Raw genomic sequence first — 15,935 nt, 5'->3', positions numbered from 1 at the left:
TCCGATAGTTTTTAGAAATTTTAAAGTATAAAAATTATAGCAAGACTCCCTAGGATTTAGTACTCTTTTTCCCTATGATTTCCCTTAGTGGTTTAAATGACAAACAGCGAGAAGCGGCCGAAACGGTCGAGGGGCCGGTCCTTATCCTGGCCGGAGCTGGCTCTGGGAAAACCCGTACACTAACCTACAGAATCGCCAACATGGTCGATAACCTGGGGCTTCCAAGTGATCAAATTTTAGGGGTAAGTTTTACGAATAAGGCCGCCAAGGAAATGCGCGAAAGGGTAATCACTCTTTTGGGTTCTAGAAAGGCGCGAAAAATCGCCCTACTTACTTTCCACTCACTGGGTGTTCGCATCCTGAAAAAAGAAATTGATAAACTCGGCTATCATTTAAATTTTTCGATTTATGACCAATCTGATCAAATCAGTATTGTCCGTGAGGCACTTAAGCATTATCACGCTGATAAAAAATTCGATACAAAAGACGTTCAAAGTAAAATCAGTTTTTTAAAAAACGCTGGTATCACTGAAGACGATTATGCGGATTCACACCATTTTAATCCTGAAGACCCGTACTCGCATGCAACGGAATACGCTTACAGGTATTATCAGGAAAAACTAAAATTCTTTAATGCCATCGACTTTGATGACATTTTATTTTTAACTCTTAAATTATTTCGCAATAATCCGGATGTCGCTAAAGCTTATTCTGAAAAATACCAATACATCATGATTGATGAGTATCAGGATACCAACACGCTTCAGTTTGAATTAGTCCGTCACTTAACAGTCACTCACAATAACCTGTGTGTTGTTGGTGATGATGACCAGTCTATCTACGGATTCCGTGGCGCTGACATTACAAACATTCTTGAATTCGAAAAAACTTTTCCGGGTGCCAAGGTTGTTAAGCTGGAAGAAAACTACCGCTCAGTTAGTTCAATCCTGGATCTCGCCAACCACGTTATTAAAGAAAATAAAAAACGCCGTGATAAAACTCTCTGGTCGCAAAAGAAAAGTGATCACATCCCTCTTCTATGGGCCATGGCCAATATGGAACACGAGGCGGAAGTGATCGTTGAAGAAGTCGTTCGCCATCAAGGTAACGGCGGGCATCTTGGTGACATCGCCATTTTATACCGAAGCAACACGCAAGCTCCTCCCATTGAAGATCAATTGCGTTTAAGTCAGGTGCCTTATACGATTATCGGTGGCCAAAAATTCTACGATAAAAAAGAAGTTAAAGATTTAATGAGCTACTTGTTCGTTATCCTAAATCCCAATGACCAGATGGCCATTAGAAGGATTTTAAATATTCCTCATAGAGGGATTGGTAACGTGACTCTGGAAAAATACCTGGCGAAATCGGCAGAAGATAATATTCCGCTATTTGAAGCACTAGAGAAATACCCGGGCATCGATCCACAAAGATCTGCAGGGATTGTGAAATTTGTTGAACTCATTAGAAAGTATAAACAAGTTTTTAAAACTTACCCGCTTGCTCAGTCAATCAGTACGCTGATTGAAGAAATTGATTATTTAAACTTCATCGACAAACAATACGACAACGCCAAACAAGTTGAACGTAGAAGAAAAGACGTTATGTACTTTATCGAGTCGAGTGAGCGTTTTACCAATTACTACAAAGAGAATGCTGACCTAAAAACATTCTGTGAAAGATTACTTCTCCAGGACTCTCAGGATAAAGAAGAATTAAACGACGGCGAAGACCACGACGTTCGTAAGAATGAAGTGACGCTGATGACTCTCCATTCTTCAAAAGGTCTGGAATTTGATACAGTATTTTTAGTTGGTGTTGAAGAAGAGACGCTTCCGCATAAAAAGACGATCACTCAAGGAGAGGATATCTCTGAAGAGCGCAGGCTTTGTTATGTTGGGATTACCAGAGCTCAGGCCAGACTGATTATGACTTACTGTAAGCAGAGAAAGCTCTTTGGGAAGGATATGCCGAGGTTTAAATCTCGATTCTTGAATGAGTTGAAGAATAAAGATCTTTATCGTGAGCAGGATAGAACGACGTTTGGACATTTGACGGAAGAAGAAGCGACTGATTATAAAAAGAGTTTCTTTTCTAATTTGCTTGGGTCGCTCGACGAAGAGTAATCAAAAAAAGGGACCGATAAACGGCCCCTTTCATTATAAAAAAAATTACTTACAAACCCCAACACCATTTCCAAGGCTAAAAACCTTAGCAACGATCTTACCTTCTGCATCTTTTAATGCAATCAACCCAACTTCAAGCTCTTTCTTTGGACTTACATAAACCGTTCCAGCTGTAATCGCTCTAATGTTAATAGTTGTATCAAGTACGTATGCAAATTGTGCATAATCCTTAACGTCTTTCTTAGAAAGGTTTTTCTTTTTTGCCACTTCATTGATGAAAGGCGCTTGTGTTCCTTCCGTATCATAAAATGCAACGTAATAAACACCAGCTTCTTCGTTCAACTGAGCACGTGCACCTGGAAAATCTTCAGCTCCACCTTCAGCAGCAACTAATTTTAATTGGTCACATGAAAAAACTGTCGACTGAGCAAAGGCCTGAGACAAAGATAATGTAGCAAGGATTGCAGTAGCTAGGATTGTTTTAATGAACATATTGAACTCCAAGGTTGTTTAATCTTGGAATGCTTATTACTTATAATGAGAATGAAGGCAATTAAGCGACCCGCATTGTGTTGTTGAAAAAACGATCCCAAAAGGCCGCAACAAAAGACATGTACTTTATATAGGGTTTTGAGGGCAGAAATAAAAAGGGGCCATCCTTGGCCCTTCACTTAAAATGAATGTTGCCAATCCCTGGCATCAAATTCAAAAAACTAGATTACTGCTTAACAACTTTGAGCGAAACTTCTCTCCAAAAAAACCATGATGTACTCATGACCAATCGAAGTCTCTTAACCTCTTCGCATTTTATCCCGTGCTCTTGTAGCAGGTCGCGAAGTCTAATATCTCTGTCATAGAAAACGAAAAATTGCTCTTTCGCTTTAATATCTATGACTCGTTCCTCTTCCTGCTCTTCAGGGGTAATACCCCTTACTGCATTTGGAGAAGTCCCCCATACGGCATCAGTCTTACAACTTTTTGGGTTAATCCTAAGAGCGCCACATCCTGTAGCAGATAACACCAATGCCATCATGACGAATAACTTTTTCATTTCACTTCTCCGTTTGAAAGGAGCGTGACCTTATAAGTTACTGGACAATAAAGTCCCAAAGTTATGAAAGTGAAGAAAATATCTTTAAAAGTGTATCTTTGTTCGACGGCCACATAAGACGGATTATAAATTCCCTGTCCCTGCATCTCATCTTGAAGATCGAATTCGGCATATTCCGGACTCATTCCCCAAAAATAAAAGTCTTTCGTCGCTTCAACACTTACCTGCTTTTCGCTGCTTTTCAGAGCTGCCAATTTAAAGGCCTCTCTTCCGCTGGTGTTGAATTCCATTGTTGAGCAAGCAGAGCATGCGAGCAACAAAATGGATAACGTAAGATTTTTCATCTCTTTAGATTGTCTATTGTTTCAAGTTTCAATGTCAAATTTTTTTATTCGCCTAAGAAATTAGGCGAGCGTTTTTCTTTGAAAGAATTGATCGCTTCGAAGTGATCAGAGGTTCTTTGTGAGATCCCTTGAAAGCTTGCCAGCATATCAAGTGACGTTTGCAGATCATGCATATAAGAAACCTTCATCGCTTTTTTCGTCAATCTCTGAGCAACAGGCGCAAGACTAGCGATTGTCTCAGCAAGTTTTTCTGTTTCCAATTCCATTGATGAATCTTCGAACAGAAAGTTGAGTAATCCAAAGGCAAGAGCATCACTACCTTCAATACTCTTTGAAGTGAGAAACATTTGCATCGCTTTAGCGTATCCAACCACTCTTTGAAGAAAGAAAGTCCCGCCATCGCCGGGAACAAGTCCCATACGAGTAAAGGTCTCAGCAAATTTTGTTTTAGAATTCCCGACACGCAGGTCGCACATCATAGATAGATCGCATCCAGCGCCCACTGCGGCCCCGTTTACCATGGCAATCACCGGGACACTTAGGTTTTCAATACACTGAGGAATTCTCTGTATACCGTGCTGGTAACGGGCCATTAGCTCGTTGCTTTCTCCGGCAAACATTCCTGACTTTTCTTCCATTGCTTTAATGTCGCCACCAGCACAAAAGTTTTTACCTTTGCCGGTAAGCACCACTACTCGGATATTTTTATCGAAGTCTGCGTGAGTTAACACTTCAGTCAGCGAGTTGATCATATTAGTTGTGATAGCGTTCATTTGGTCGGGATTATTTAGTGTTACCCATAATTGGTGGGTATTTTTTACAGTTATTTCCAGGTCAGCAAACTGTTGCAAATAAAAATTCATTGAAAAATCTCCACACATGAGTAAGTAACTTTTTCACTAATTGTAGAGATATTTTTCATCTATGTTAAATCTTTTTTCATTCAAAACAACAAATGGAGAATTTATGAAATCACTTTTAGTTATCCTTACTCTTGCTCTTTCACTTGGTGCTATGGCATCTGAAACAGGTTCAGGACCAAATGGACCATACACTGTTGGACCATTAGGTTACACAGACCCATTTTATTCTTCTGCTGGAACTTCAGCTGTAACTGGTGGAACTGTTCTTGGAACTTCTGTTTCAAACCCACTTGTAACAACTGCTGGTACATCAGTAGCTTTCAACCTTAAAGCTGTTGCTATCGCTGTAGAAAACGATGCTCAAAACTACCTACAAACTGGTGAAATGAGCGAAATTCTTGGATACACTGTGAATAACGTTTTAGAACAAAACGCTGATTTATCTGTAGAAGAAGCAGTTTCAATCGTTCTTGATTTCGCTGCTATCCACTCTAAGTAATTTTTAAAAGTGGTCCTAGGCCTTTCCAGCTAAGTAAGCGGTAAGATTTTTTGAAGCAGAAGTTTTAGAAAGTTTACCGAGAATGAAGCTAGAGGCCTGGGCCAATTTTTCCATGTCGATTCCCGTCTCTATTCCCATGTTCGAAAATAAATACACTAAATCTTCAGTTGCCACGTTTCCAGAAGCACCCTTCGCGTAAGGACATCCGCCTAATCCACCAGCTGATGAATCAAAGCTTGTAATCCCTAACTCTAGTGACGCTAAGATATTGGCCACGGCCATTCCACGAGTGTCGTGAAAGTGCATTGCAAAAAAGTTCAGATTGAAATCTGCTTTTAAGAATTCGATGGTCTCTTTAACTTGTAATGGATTGGCCACACCGATTGTATCTCCCAGAGAGATCTCGTGAACGCCAAGGTTTTCTAAATGGTAGGCCACACGCTTAAGTTCTGCGATGCTGGTTTTCCCTTCATAAGGACAGCCAAATACTGTCGAGATATACGCGCGGGTCTTTAAACCTTCTTTGTTCGCACGGGCCATAACGCCATCGATACGTTTAAGAGATTCATCAACAGTTGCATTGATATTTTTTAAGTTGAAAGTATTTGAAGTCGCCGTGAAAACGGCAATTTCTTTTACGCCCACAGAAAGGGCGTTATCTAATCCCTTTTCGTTTGGAACGAGAGAGATCAGTTTTGTATTTTTTAGAGACCCATCATTGACTAGAGCTGAATAAAGCTCCATCCCATCACTCATCTGAGGGATTTTTTCTGCGCGAACAAAGCTTCCGGCCTCAATTTCATGAAGACCCGCCTGAGATAACATTTTAATGAAAGTGACTTTGTCTTCAAGAGAGACAATTGTTTTTTCATTTTGTAGTCCATCGCGTGGACCCACTTCGACGATACGAACTTTTTTCGGCAAACTATTTAACATAACTTAACAAGCTCCACTCCACCTTGAACCTGGTCACCTTCTTTAAAGTGGATTTTTTCTACTTTTCCAATTTTACTCGATTTAATTGTATGCTCCATCTTCATGGCCTCCATAACTAAAATCGGAGTTCCCGGAATAACTTCCTGACCTTCTTTTACGAAGATCTTTAAAATTTTACCAGGCATTGGGCTAGTCATCTGACCGTGATCAGCGCTCTTTCCTTTTGATCTGCTTCTTCTTGGTGCATTGATCGCAAACTCAACCCCATCAACCACAAAGTGTGCATCGACTGCTACAACTGTCGTATTACCGCTGTTGTAAGCTAGGTTATATTTGTAATCTTCGACGTTACCAAGGTTAACGGCGTATTCTGTCCCATCGAGGTTAAAAAGAACAAAGCGTGCGTTTTGTTCAAGAATGTCGATGTCGATTAGTTCGTCATTTAATTCAATTTGTCTTTTCATATTATACGTTCCTAAAGCCACTTAGGCTTTCCCAAATACTGTTTGTTTTTGATCCTGAGTGAGTGCCACTATTATTATTTGTACCACTATCTTTTTTAAGCAAAAATGCTGCCACTGCCATAGCAATTTGCTCTTTAGTCGGTTGCCTTTTTTGCAGTTTTTCTTCATAGGTTTTAACAAAATGCGTATACGTCTTCCCTTCATGGAATTCCGGCAATGTTAAAATACGTTTTAAATAATCACGGTTGGTTTTTAGCCCTAAAAATAAAACATCATTTAAAGCGAGGTTTAATTTCTGAGCAGCGATCTCTCTTGTCTCTCCCCAGCTGATCAATTTTGCCAGCATAGGATCGAATGAAATAGTCACGGCGTTTCCGTCAACATACCCGCAATCAAGACGAGTGTCACGAACTGTTGTCTTACCAATTTTTTTAATTGTTCCAATACTAGGAAGGAAACTATTGTCTGGATCCTCTGCGTATAAACGAACTTCGATGGCATGTCCTCTTTGCTTCACGTCAGCTTGTGAGAAAGGAAGTTTATCCCCTTGGGCCACAATAATTTGCAAACGAACAAGATCCAGACCTGTCACCATTTCAGTAACCGGGTGCTCAACTTGTAATCTAGTATTCATTTCTAAGAAATAAAAACTTCCATCAGTATCAAGAATTAATTCAATTGTTCCCGCACCTTCGTAGTTGATTCCGCTTGTGATTTTAATCGCTGCAGCTGTCATTTTTGCACGAAGCTCTGGAGATACCGCAGGACTTGGAGACTCTTCAACGATCTTTTGGTAACGGCGTTGAATCGAGCACTCTCTTTCAAATAAATGAAAGTGGTTTCCGTGTTGATCACTCATTACTTGAATTTCAATGTGACGAGGAGATGTAATGTATTTTTCTAATAAAACAGTGTCGTCACCAAATGCGTTTAGTGCTTCACGTTTTGCTCCTTCAAGAGCTGATTGGAACTCGCTTTCTTCGTAAACAATTCTCATCCCTTTTCCACCACCACCGGCAGAAGCTTTGATAAGAACAGGAAGACCTATCTTCTTTGCTTCCTTAACAAGGAATTCAATTTCTTGATTGTCACCGTGATATCCAGGAATAGAAGGAACACCTAATTCTTGAATTTTTATCTTAGACGTTTTTTTATCACCCATCATGTCGATTGCTTCTGGAGCAGGACCGATGAACTTAATTCCAGCGTCTCTTACTTTTTTAGCAAAAGAAGATTTCTCAGAAAGAAATCCGTACCCCGGGTGAATAGCATCAGCACCAAGTTTTTTTGCAATGTCGATAATCTTATCTTGGTTAAGATAAGTATCTTTTAATGGTCCTGATCCAAGATTGAATGATTCGTCTCCAGCATGTGAATGAGGTAGTGTTACTTCTTCGTCAGTGTAAAGAGTAACAGTTTTAATTCCCATCTCTTTAGCGGTCTGAATAACCCTTAGAGCGATCTCGCCTCTGTTGGCGATCAGAATCTTTGTAATTTTTTTTGTCATATTAATACCAGCTCGCCTTTCTTTTTTCTAATAGTGCACTCATGCCTTCTTGGCCTTCGCTGCTTGCACGTGCTTTTGAAATCATTTCACAAGTAAAGTCACGAGCATCCTCGATCGTTTCACTACGAACAACTCTGTTAATTAATTCTTTTGCTCTTGTCGCGGCCACAGGGCCAGCTAATAAGAAGTCTGCAATCGTTCTTTCAATTTCAGCATCCAGTCCTTCACTTGTTGTTACATGGTGAACCAGTCCCATAATGAAAGCGCGAGACATACTAATTTTTGCTCCACTTAAGAAACTTGCTCTCGCGTGACTCTCTCCGATTTTTGCAATAACGAATGGAGAGATAACAGCTGGAAGAAGACCTAAGCGAACTTCTGTGAAAGCAATCATCGCTGTATCAACAGCAACAACGTAATCACAACAAGCAACCAGACCTGCACCACCACCTAATGCTGAACCGTTAATTTTTCCAATTACTGGACGAGAAAAACGATTGATCACAGTGAAGAGCTCAGCAAGCTGTTGCGAGTCTTTCACGTTTTCTTCGTGAGAGTAATCTTTCATGCGCTTCATCCAGTTAAGGTCTGCGCCTGCACAAAATGACTTTCCCTCACCAGTTAAAACAACTAAGCGAACTCCAGAATTTGTTTCAAGTTCAGTAAAACATGCGATGAGGTCACGAATCAGTTCGTCGTTAAAAGCATTGTGTAGCTCTGGACGATTTAACGTCACAGTGGCCACTCCTCTTGTATCAATATCTAATTTATAAAACATATAATCCTTTTAATTACATTCTAAATACGCCGAACTTACTTTCTCCAATTCCAGAGTTCAGTGAAGCCGCGATTGCTAATCCTAATAGGTCACGAGTTTGAGCTGGGTCGATTACACCATCATCCCACAGGCGTGAGCTTGAGTAGTATGGACTTCCTTCCACTTCGTATTTATCTAAAATTGGTTTTTCGAAAGCTGCGACTTCTTCTGCAGACATTTCTTTTTTACCTGCAGCTTTAAGCCCGCCTTGTTTTACTGTTGATAAAACTTTCGCTGCTTGCTCTCCACCCATTACTGAAATGCGAGAGTTCGGCCACATCCATAAGAAACGTGGTGAATAAGCTCTTCCACACATTCCGTAGTTTCCTGCTCCGAAAGATCCACCGATAATCACTGTAAACTTTGGAACCTGAACAGTTGAAACGGCCGTCACCATTTTAGCACCGTGTTTTGCGATCCCTTCATTTTCGTACTGACGTCCAACCATGAATCCTGTGATGTTTTGTAAAAACAGCAGAGGGATTTTTCTTTGTCCGCATAGTTCAATAAAGTGAGCACCCTTTTGAGCACTCTCTGAAAATAGAATTCCGTTGTTAGCAACGATCCCGATTTGCTGACCGTGAATACGAGCAAAACCTGTTACCAATGTATTTCCATAACGCTCTTTGAATTCATGAAATTCAGATCCATCAACTAAGCGAGCGATAATCTCTCTTACGTCGAATGGTTTTCTTGTATCTTTTGGAATGATCCCGAAGATCTCTTCTGTTGGATATAGAGGCGCCTTAACTTCTTTTCTTTCCAGTAAACCTTGAAGTTTCCCAGGAGATTTAAAGTTTAAGTTTTCAATAATGTTTCTTGTGATGATGAAAGCTTCTTCTTCATCGTTGGCCATGTGATCACTTACACCACTAATACGTGTGTGAACATCAGCACCACCAAGATCTTCAGCAGTCACGATTTCACCCGTTGCTGCTTGAACTAAAGGAGGTCCACCTAAAAAGATTGTTCCATTTCCTTTAACGATAATTGTTTCATCACTCATCGCTGGAACGTAAGCTCCACCCGCTGTACATGATCCAAGAACAACTGCGATCTGAGGAATTCCCTTCGCTGACATTTGTGCCTGGTTATAAAAAATGCGTCCGAAGTGATCTCTATCCGGGAATACTTCATCTTGCTTCGGAAGGAATGCTCCTCCGCTATCAACAAGATAAATACATGGCAGAGAGTTTTCTTGAGCAATCTCTTGAGCACGTAAATGCTTTTTAACTGTCATTGGAAAATATGTTCCACCTTTTACAGTGGCATCGTTAGCAACAAATAGACATTCGATTCCATGAACACGGCCGATCCCTGTTACCATTCCGGCAGAAGGAACATCGTCTTCATAAAGTTTGTAAGCAGCAAGAGATGAAAGTTCGATGAAAGGAGATCCTTCATCCAAAATTCTTTCAATACGCTCTCTTGGTAAAAACTTTTTTCTGTCATGATGACGTTTTACTTGATCAGCACCGCCGCCATTTTTTACAGTTTTTAATTTTTCAAATAGCTCCTCGCGAAGCCCTTGGTGGTATTTTTGGTTTTCTTTAAACTCAGCAGAGTTTACGTCAATTGTTGACTCGATAACGTCCATGAAAATCCTTGTAACTTTAAGCATTAATTTAGTAGCCGATAGTTTACTAAAAAAGGTGTTTTTCCGTAAAGCTTTTAGCAGGGAAATTTGGAGTTAAATCGTCAATATTCTTCATATGCAAAGGTCAAAATTGGGAAGAATTGCTTCAGGGTAAGAATATATTACATACTCATGGCGTTAAGCCCCCTGTTGGCGTTTGACGTGACCCGTTGAGTAACTTATAAATTCCCATCAATTTAGGAGAATCTCTCAATGAAAATGGTCTTAGCTCTTTTACTGCTTACAACTTCAATCTCACTCTTTGCCGAAGATAATTTTTCAACGTCTTCGTTTGGTTCAATCGGTGCACCTAAAAAAGTTATTGGAATTTTTCTTAGAGAACAAATCACAGACGCTTCAACATACCCGGAAAGAATTGTAGGACAACTTGCAAGTGGATGTACGGCGACGTTAATTGGCCCTCGTCACATCATCACGGCCGGACATTGTGTTTACGATGTCGATAAAACTGAATGGCTAAATGATTTAAGATTTTTTCCTGCTCGCACGAGTGCTACTGAAAAACCATACGTCATCGAATGGAAAAAAGTTTTCGTTCAACAAAAATTTATTGAAACAGGTTATAAAAGTTTAGACTTTGCAGTGATTGAACTTGCTGAGCCCATTGGCGAGACTCTTGGTTGGAGTGGATTCAGAGCGCTTCCTGAAGCTGAATACTATAATAAAATTAGAATTACAGGCTACCCTGCTGATAAAGACCTGGGAACGATGTGGACAGTGTCTTGTCCGGCAACTGTAGAAAATAAAAAACTCATTTATCAGTGTGACACTTTCGGTGGAATGTCTGGAAGTGCTATTTTCTCTCTTCCATCAGATCGCAATAACCCGACAGTCTCAGGAGTTCATACTTGGGGAATTGGGAAAGTTAATGGTGGAGTTTTCTTCGATCAAAATAATTACGAGCTAGTTTACTCGTGGAAAAATAGTTCTGAGCAAACTGACGTTACAACAGTTCACGAAAAACCTTAGGAATTTATGAAGCAATTATTAATTCTTTTAGCACTAACATTTTCTTTCCAAGCTTTCGCTGAAATCGAAATTGGCGATAAAGAACTTTTTGGACAATACCTAAGAGAGCAAATCACTGATACATCCAAAGCTCCTTACAGTTTCGTTGGAAAACTAAATACGAGCTGTACCGCAACTATGATTGGCCCAAAACATTTCATCACAGCAGGACACTGTGTGTATGATGTCTATGGCAGACAATTAACAAACTATTTGGTTTTCACTCCAAGACAAATAGAAAATGGCACATATCCATTTGGCCAAATCAAAGCGAAGAAGATTTTTATTCAAAAAGAATTTATGGATCGTCTTGATGTCGCTTATGATTTTGCAGTCGTTGAATTAGCTGCACCAATTGGAACTAAAACGGGCTGGGCCGAACTCCAAGTTGTAACAAATGAGTCTTCACTAAAAAAAATCCGCATCACTGGTTACCCACAAGATGAAATACTAGATACGATGTGGTCAGTGACTTGCCCTGCGACCATTAAAGGAACAGAAATTCGTTACAAGTGCGATACGAGTAGCGGGATGTCTGGTAGCAGTCTTTTTTCTGCAAAAGCTCCAGGGGCCCAGGAAACGATTTATGGAATTCACTCTTGGGGTTCTTCTGAAACAAACGCAGGCGTGATCATTAATCAAAAAAACTTTGATACTATCAATGCTTGGAAAAACGGTGTGAACTTTCCTGCTAATACAGTAACGAAAGATCTTGCTAATTAATTTCGTAAACACTTTATCGAGACAACACTTCAACAAAACAAGTTATTTAACAAGAAGTGATCAAGTAAACAAATATAATTGACATGGTTTCCTTGGATATTCTAAAAAGATTATCCACAACAAAAAGGAGGCCTTATGAAGTTGTTATTAATCTGTATCGCTTTATCTTTCTCAATCCCGTCATTCGCTAATGAATTTACTTTCGAAACAAATGCAGGCGCTAAAGAAGACCTTGGATCACTTCAAGAAAAATCAGCTCAGGCCCAAGATCATGACCGTCTTATCCTTGCCAATTTATGCCACGAAACGATCAGAGTTTATCTTGCTTACGTAAAGCTTGATGGCACATGGGATTTATCTCCAGGATACTTCCAGGTCCTGCCAGGACAATCTTCTTTTGTCGCTAGAACTCGTTACTCAACTTACTACATCGCTGCGATCAGCGAGTCTGGAAGATATATTTGGAAAGGCAACGTTGCCATTAGATTTGATGACGGTACAACTCTAGGGATGATTGAAAAGAAAATTCTTTCTTCTACTTGGGGTGACTGGACTCAACAACTATCTTGCAATAACTAATTACTCTACTGGCACTAGTGGTTATTCAGCTGCTAGTGCTTTCTAATATCCGACTTTAAAACTCTTCCCTGAGCAAAACTTTCCACTATCACCACTATCTACCAACTAAATGCTTACTCTTTAAAGACACTTCTTAAAGTAACCGACACTTATCTTGAACTCTAATAAGAAAAGGATGACTTATGAGCAGACTGCTTCAATATTTTTTGTGTGGGACTTTCCTACTGACGACGACTGCGTTTGCAACTGATTGTGTGAACTGTGGGCCAAAGAATGTTACGGGATTGCCATCGAATAACTCGCTTGATGATTTAAGCAAAATTGTTCAAGGTGGTCAGACACAGAAATTTGTTAGTCAAGGGTATTGTATGCAGTTCGCCCAGATTCCACAGGAAATGGTTGGAACAATGATTAAGGAATTAGAAACAACTGGCTATCCAGTAGAAAGATATTTAACTGATCCAATTTGCCAACCCGCTGGGTATTCTGTTTCTGTAAAAAGTCCAATGCTTCATGCAATTGCAGATGATGTAAATAAGCGTGAAGAATTTTTAAATAATATTTGGCTTTATTATTCTAAAAAAAGAAAACAACCTGAAATTTTCGATCAAGCAGTTAATGCAAAAAATTCAAAAGGTGAGACTCTTCTCGATTATATTGAAACTCAAAGAAAAAATAATTCTTATCCATTACCTGAACAACAACCTCCTCTAGAAAAAATTATAAAGATGTTATGTGCCCATGGTGGCGTGTACGCAAAAAATCCAAATAAGAAGTGTCCATAGAAATGAAAACAATTTTATTTACTATTTTTTATAGCTTAAATTATTCATACGCTTTAGCAGATGAAGTAAAATGTAGTGGTTATAATGCACCTCCAACACCAAGCTCTTTAGAAAATTTAGTTAATGATTGCGCTCTTCAAAAAAATCTTGCGAGTGATCCATTAGTTCAGCAAGAACATCGAAAAAAAGTATACGGTAAATTAGCAGATAAGCTTGCTACACAAATTAAACAAAACTCTGAAAATATTTCAATGCTAACAACATTTTATAATGCCAATGGGCAAGATTTAATGATGAATAGTAAAGATGTTGCTCAAAGCTGCCGCCTTGATGCAATCAAATCAATTGAAACATGTGGTGGCAAAAATAGCGGACCTCTTCAAAAGTACAAACTCGATTTATTGAAAAGCAAGCTACCAAAGAGTAAGAATACTCCGTTTTCAAATGATTCAAGCTTATATGGAATTATGGCCGGTAAATTTTATTCTGATCTAGGAATGAATGATAAAGAAAATACTCTTCAATGCCCTATCGCTGGTGCTGCTGGTAGTTTTATGCTTCAAAGTCAGCTTGATGAAGTATCTGCTGAAGAAATCGCTAGAAGCATAAATTCAAATGGTTTTAATAGTCAAATTTTCGAAGAATATCCACAACTCAAAATTATTCAAAATGCAAAAGACCCAGCTTTTGTTGAAAGCTTTCTAAGCTATGTAAAAAATAAACCTGCTAGTAGTAAAGCTAAGGATTACATCGCTAAATTTTTCTTTGATTCAAAAAACCAGCAAAAACTCGCACCAACGCTTGCTGATCAATGTGGTCGCATAACTCAAAACTTAAATGAATTTCTTTGCTCTGACATTACAGAACTAGGAAGTTTAGATGATAATGCTTCTAGAAACTTATTCAATAAACTCAATACAACTGACTCGATGGAAGATCAGTACGAAGTAGACTTTAGTGATCCAACTGATCCAAATGAACCATCAGTTCTAACCGCTTATGGATTACAATGTCTCGCAAAAGAAAAAAAAATGTCACAATCTAATAAGTCATTATCTGAAAATGGAGCATCAATTGACAATTGGTATGATGATTTTACCAATAATATTCGCGCAGAAGAAAGCGAGGAAAAAAGCAAGACAGTCGTCGGTCAATTTTGCTCAATGTATACTTGTCAGGATGCAAACTCAAAAAAACAAAATTCTTGCAAAACCGGTGGTCCCTTGGCATCTGCAGAATTACGGAAATCATTAGGATGTGACCTAATCCCCGTAGGCAATAATTGTAATGTCCAAGGTTTAAAAAACATCGCCTACATGGAAAGCTTAGAGAAACTTAAAAAAGATTCTAAAGACCAAGTTGCGACAAAAGCATCTTCAACTTCATCTGCTACATCTAGTACAGACACTTCAAACTCAACAGAAGAAAAAATCGTCAGCGGTCGCCTTCCCAATTTCGCTTCAAACTACTTCGGTGTAGAAGGAAGCTTAAAAGCACTAGGAAAACCCGTTACTACTTTTGCTGTAACAGAAAAGAAACAAGAATTCGCAGAGAAAAAACTCGCTTCTGCTGATCCAGTCTACAAAACTCCAGAAGTCATGAAGGCACAACAACCTAATAAGGCCCCAGTAGCGACCACTGCAGACAATTCAAGCGTGCGCCCTTCTTACACTCCTACTCGAATGACACAAACGGCCCCTCAGGCGAAAACAGCATCTGCTGAGAGAACAGGTCTGGAAACAAATTTTGCAGCAAAAACAACAAAGACCAAAGCTCAAAAAGTCATTGAATCTGATTCGTTAAATGAAAGCTCTCGCCTTCGTGATGAAATGGAAAAAATGATTGCTGATATCAAGAGTACAAAACAAGAAATTTCAGCGTCACATGACACCATCGCAGCTTCTGAGAGTGCATTAGGAAATAAAGCTTACAGTGCTTCTAACGGTCTTGTCTCTCCGGTTAACCGTGCTGAGCAAGAGCGCCTAAAGCGTTTAGAGCAAAGCTTAAATGACAAAGCAAACAGACTTGAAGATTATCGTCGTGAACTTGATAACAGAAATTTTGCTCAGACAGGTTCAACAGATGATGGGGCCAATAGATCGACTGCGAGTAACGGTTCTGGCGGCGGTGGCGGAAGTGCCGGTGGATCAGGTGGATCAATGGGTGGCGGATCGGCCAGTTCAGGTTCTGGGTCAGCTGCAAAACTTACGGCCGGTGGAAATGCTAAGGTTGATGGGAAAAACAATAATACAGCTGCTTTAATTCAGTCTGGTGTTGAGAGTTCAACCCTAACAGTTGATGAACTGTCTCACCTGTCTCCTGAGAATTTAAAGAAGCTTGGGATTGATTCAACTAGACCGTTTACTCTGAAAGTAACTTTTGAAAGTAAAACTTATGAAGTTCCGGTTAAGTCTTTTATCTATAAAGGGGCCAATATTTTAGGCCCGATTATGGATCCTAGGAATAAAGAGCTGAATGACTTTTTAATGAAGAGTCCGCTTTTTAAGCAGTATATTGATTACAAATTCGCGAAAGAAAATCAGAGTGGGAACTAAATCCCCACTCTGGTTTTAGTT

The 15,935-nt window shown here is 39.5% G+C and carries 16 protein-coding genes; 7 read left to right on the top strand and 9 right to left on the bottom strand.

Going from position 1 to position 15,935, the window contains the following annotated elements; all coding sequences use genetic code 11:
• Nucleotides 1–74: 74 nt before the first annotated feature.
• Nucleotides 75–2,126 carry an ATP-dependent helicase gene (locus SHI21_RS17650; RefSeq protein ID WP_323578309.1) on the top strand — a complete coding sequence of 684 codons (2,052 nt, stop codon included), beginning with the start codon at nucleotides 75–77 and terminating at the stop codon, nucleotides 2,124–2,126.
• 45 nt (nucleotides 2,127–2,171) lie between these two features.
• Here SHI21_RS17650 and SHI21_RS17645 read toward each other — a convergent pair whose 3' ends face one another.
• From SHI21_RS17645 to SHI21_RS17630, 4 genes are all read right to left on the bottom strand, one after another.
• A complete protein-coding gene (locus SHI21_RS17645) occupies nucleotides 2,172–2,618 on the bottom strand; it encodes a hypothetical protein (RefSeq protein ID WP_323578308.1) in 447 nt (148 codons plus the stop codon).
• 226 nt (nucleotides 2,619–2,844) lie between these two features.
• Nucleotides 2,845–3,177 (bottom strand): hypothetical protein, encoded by a 333-nt coding sequence (locus SHI21_RS17640; protein ID WP_323578306.1) that lies wholly within the window; start codon nucleotides 3,175–3,177, stop codon nucleotides 2,845–2,847.
• Nucleotides 3,174–3,521 (bottom strand): Bor/Iss family lipoprotein, encoded by a 348-nt coding sequence (locus SHI21_RS17635; RefSeq protein ID WP_323578305.1) that lies wholly within the window; start codon nucleotides 3,519–3,521, stop codon nucleotides 3,174–3,176. The genes SHI21_RS17640 and SHI21_RS17635 overlap by 4 nt, the downstream gene beginning before the upstream one ends.
• A 44-nt stretch (nucleotides 3,522–3,565) precedes the next feature.
• Nucleotides 3,566–4,384, bottom strand: a complete 819-nt coding sequence (locus SHI21_RS17630) for an enoyl-CoA hydratase-related protein (RefSeq protein ID WP_323578304.1) — start codon at nucleotides 4,382–4,384, stop codon at nucleotides 3,566–3,568.
• Between the two features lie 103 nt (nucleotides 4,385–4,487).
• On the opposite strand from SHI21_RS17630, the gene SHI21_RS17625 reads away from it, so the two are divergent.
• Nucleotides 4,488–4,883 (top strand): hypothetical protein, encoded by a 396-nt coding sequence (locus SHI21_RS17625; protein ID WP_323578303.1) that lies wholly within the window; start codon nucleotides 4,488–4,490, stop codon nucleotides 4,881–4,883.
• A 15-nt stretch (nucleotides 4,884–4,898) separates the two neighbouring features.
• Here the strand turns inward: SHI21_RS17625 and SHI21_RS17620 are convergent, their stop codons facing one another.
• From SHI21_RS17620 to SHI21_RS17600, 5 genes are read right to left on the bottom strand one after another with little or no spacing between them, the layout of a single operon-like run.
• Nucleotides 4,899–5,819, bottom strand: coding sequence for a hydroxymethylglutaryl-CoA lyase (locus tag SHI21_RS17620; protein ID WP_323578301.1), 921 nt, complete (start codon nucleotides 5,817–5,819; stop codon nucleotides 4,899–4,901).
• Complete coding sequence (locus SHI21_RS17615; RefSeq protein WP_323578300.1) at nucleotides 5,813–6,283, bottom strand: acyl-CoA carboxylase biotin carboxyl carrier protein subunit; 471 nt, start codon at nucleotides 6,281–6,283, stop codon at nucleotides 5,813–5,815. Before SHI21_RS17615 ends, SHI21_RS17620 begins: the two co-directional genes overlap by 7 nt.
• Before the next feature lies 1 nt (nucleotide 6,284).
• Nucleotides 6,285–7,790, bottom strand: a complete 1,506-nt coding sequence (locus tag SHI21_RS17610; RefSeq protein WP_323578299.1) for an acetyl-CoA carboxylase biotin carboxylase subunit — start codon at nucleotides 7,788–7,790, stop codon at nucleotides 6,285–6,287.
• 1 nt (nucleotide 7,791) lies between these two features.
• A complete protein-coding gene (locus tag SHI21_RS17605; protein ID WP_323578298.1) occupies nucleotides 7,792–8,568 on the bottom strand; it encodes an enoyl-CoA hydratase-related protein in 777 nt (258 codons plus the stop codon).
• A gap of 13 nt (nucleotides 8,569–8,581) precedes the next feature.
• Nucleotides 8,582–10,204 (bottom strand): carboxyl transferase domain-containing protein, encoded by a 1,623-nt coding sequence (locus tag SHI21_RS17600; RefSeq protein WP_323578297.1) that lies wholly within the window; start codon nucleotides 10,202–10,204, stop codon nucleotides 8,582–8,584.
• A 252-nt stretch (nucleotides 10,205–10,456) separates the two neighbouring features.
• Here SHI21_RS17600 and SHI21_RS17595 point away from each other — a divergent pair, with 252 nt between their 5' ends.
• From SHI21_RS17595 to SHI21_RS17575, 5 genes are all read left to right on the top strand, one after another.
• Nucleotides 10,457–11,233: a trypsin-like serine peptidase gene (locus SHI21_RS17595; RefSeq protein ID WP_323578295.1), complete on the top strand. Its 777-nt coding sequence runs from the start codon at nucleotides 10,457–10,459 to the stop codon at nucleotides 11,231–11,233.
• Nucleotides 11,234–11,239: 6 nt separating this feature from the next.
• Nucleotides 11,240–11,995 carry a trypsin-like serine peptidase gene (locus tag SHI21_RS17590; protein ID WP_323578293.1) on the top strand — a complete coding sequence of 252 codons (756 nt, stop codon included), beginning with the start codon at nucleotides 11,240–11,242 and terminating at the stop codon, nucleotides 11,993–11,995.
• Between the two features lie 135 nt (nucleotides 11,996–12,130).
• Nucleotides 12,131–12,574, top strand: coding sequence for a hypothetical protein (locus tag SHI21_RS17585; protein ID WP_323578291.1), 444 nt, complete (start codon nucleotides 12,131–12,133; stop codon nucleotides 12,572–12,574).
• Between the two features lie 182 nt (nucleotides 12,575–12,756).
• Nucleotides 12,757–13,359 (top strand): hypothetical protein, encoded by a 603-nt coding sequence (locus SHI21_RS17580; RefSeq protein ID WP_323578290.1) that lies wholly within the window; start codon nucleotides 12,757–12,759, stop codon nucleotides 13,357–13,359.
• Nucleotides 13,360–13,361: 2 nt separating this feature from the next.
• Entirely contained in the window at nucleotides 13,362–15,914 is a 2,553-nt protein-coding gene (locus tag SHI21_RS17575; RefSeq protein WP_323578289.1) for a hypothetical protein, read from the top strand.
• The last annotated feature ends 21 nt before the right edge of the window (nucleotides 15,915–15,935 follow it).

The organism is Bacteriovorax sp. PP10, assembly GCF_035013165.1.
In the GTDB taxonomy this organism is placed as follows: Bacteria; Bdellovibrionota; Bacteriovoracia; order Bacteriovoracales; family Bacteriovoracaceae; genus Bacteriovorax; species Bacteriovorax antarcticus.
This window is presented reverse-complemented; position numbering and strand designations above follow the sequence as displayed.

Coding starts and splice junctions, on each gene's coding strand:
- SHI21_RS17650 (WP_323578309.1), top strand. CDS start 75: ATGATTTCCCTTAGTGGTTTAAATGACAAACAGCGAGAAGCGGCCGAA.
- SHI21_RS17645 (WP_323578308.1), bottom strand. CDS start 2,618: ATGTTCATTAAAACAATCCTAGCTACTGCAATCCTTGCTACATTATCT.
- SHI21_RS17640 (WP_323578306.1), bottom strand. CDS start 3,177: ATGAAAAAGTTATTCGTCATGATGGCATTGGTGTTATCTGCTACAGGA.
- SHI21_RS17635 (WP_323578305.1), bottom strand. CDS start 3,521: ATGAAAAATCTTACGTTATCCATTTTGTTGCTCGCATGCTCTGCTTGC.
- SHI21_RS17630 (WP_323578304.1), bottom strand. CDS start 4,384: ATGAATTTTTATTTGCAACAGTTTGCTGACCTGGAAATAACTGTAAAA.
- SHI21_RS17625 (WP_323578303.1), top strand. CDS start 4,488: ATGAAATCACTTTTAGTTATCCTTACTCTTGCTCTTTCACTTGGTGCT.
- SHI21_RS17620 (WP_323578301.1), bottom strand. CDS start 5,819: ATGTTAAATAGTTTGCCGAAAAAAGTTCGTATCGTCGAAGTGGGTCCA.
- SHI21_RS17615 (WP_323578300.1), bottom strand. CDS start 6,283: ATGAAAAGACAAATTGAATTAAATGACGAACTAATCGACATCGACATT.
- SHI21_RS17610 (WP_323578299.1), bottom strand. CDS start 7,790: ATGACAAAAAAAATTACAAAGATTCTGATCGCCAACAGAGGCGAGATC.
- SHI21_RS17605 (WP_323578298.1), bottom strand. CDS start 8,568: ATGTTTTATAAATTAGATATTGATACAAGAGGAGTGGCCACTGTGACG.
- SHI21_RS17600 (WP_323578297.1), bottom strand. CDS start 10,204: ATGGACGTTATCGAGTCAACAATTGACGTAAACTCTGCTGAGTTTAAA.
- SHI21_RS17595 (WP_323578295.1), top strand. CDS start 10,457: ATGAAAATGGTCTTAGCTCTTTTACTGCTTACAACTTCAATCTCACTC.
- SHI21_RS17590 (WP_323578293.1), top strand. CDS start 11,240: ATGAAGCAATTATTAATTCTTTTAGCACTAACATTTTCTTTCCAAGCT.
- SHI21_RS17585 (WP_323578291.1), top strand. CDS start 12,131: ATGAAGTTGTTATTAATCTGTATCGCTTTATCTTTCTCAATCCCGTCA.
- SHI21_RS17580 (WP_323578290.1), top strand. CDS start 12,757: ATGAGCAGACTGCTTCAATATTTTTTGTGTGGGACTTTCCTACTGACG.
- SHI21_RS17575 (WP_323578289.1), top strand. CDS start 13,362: ATGAAAACAATTTTATTTACTATTTTTTATAGCTTAAATTATTCATAC.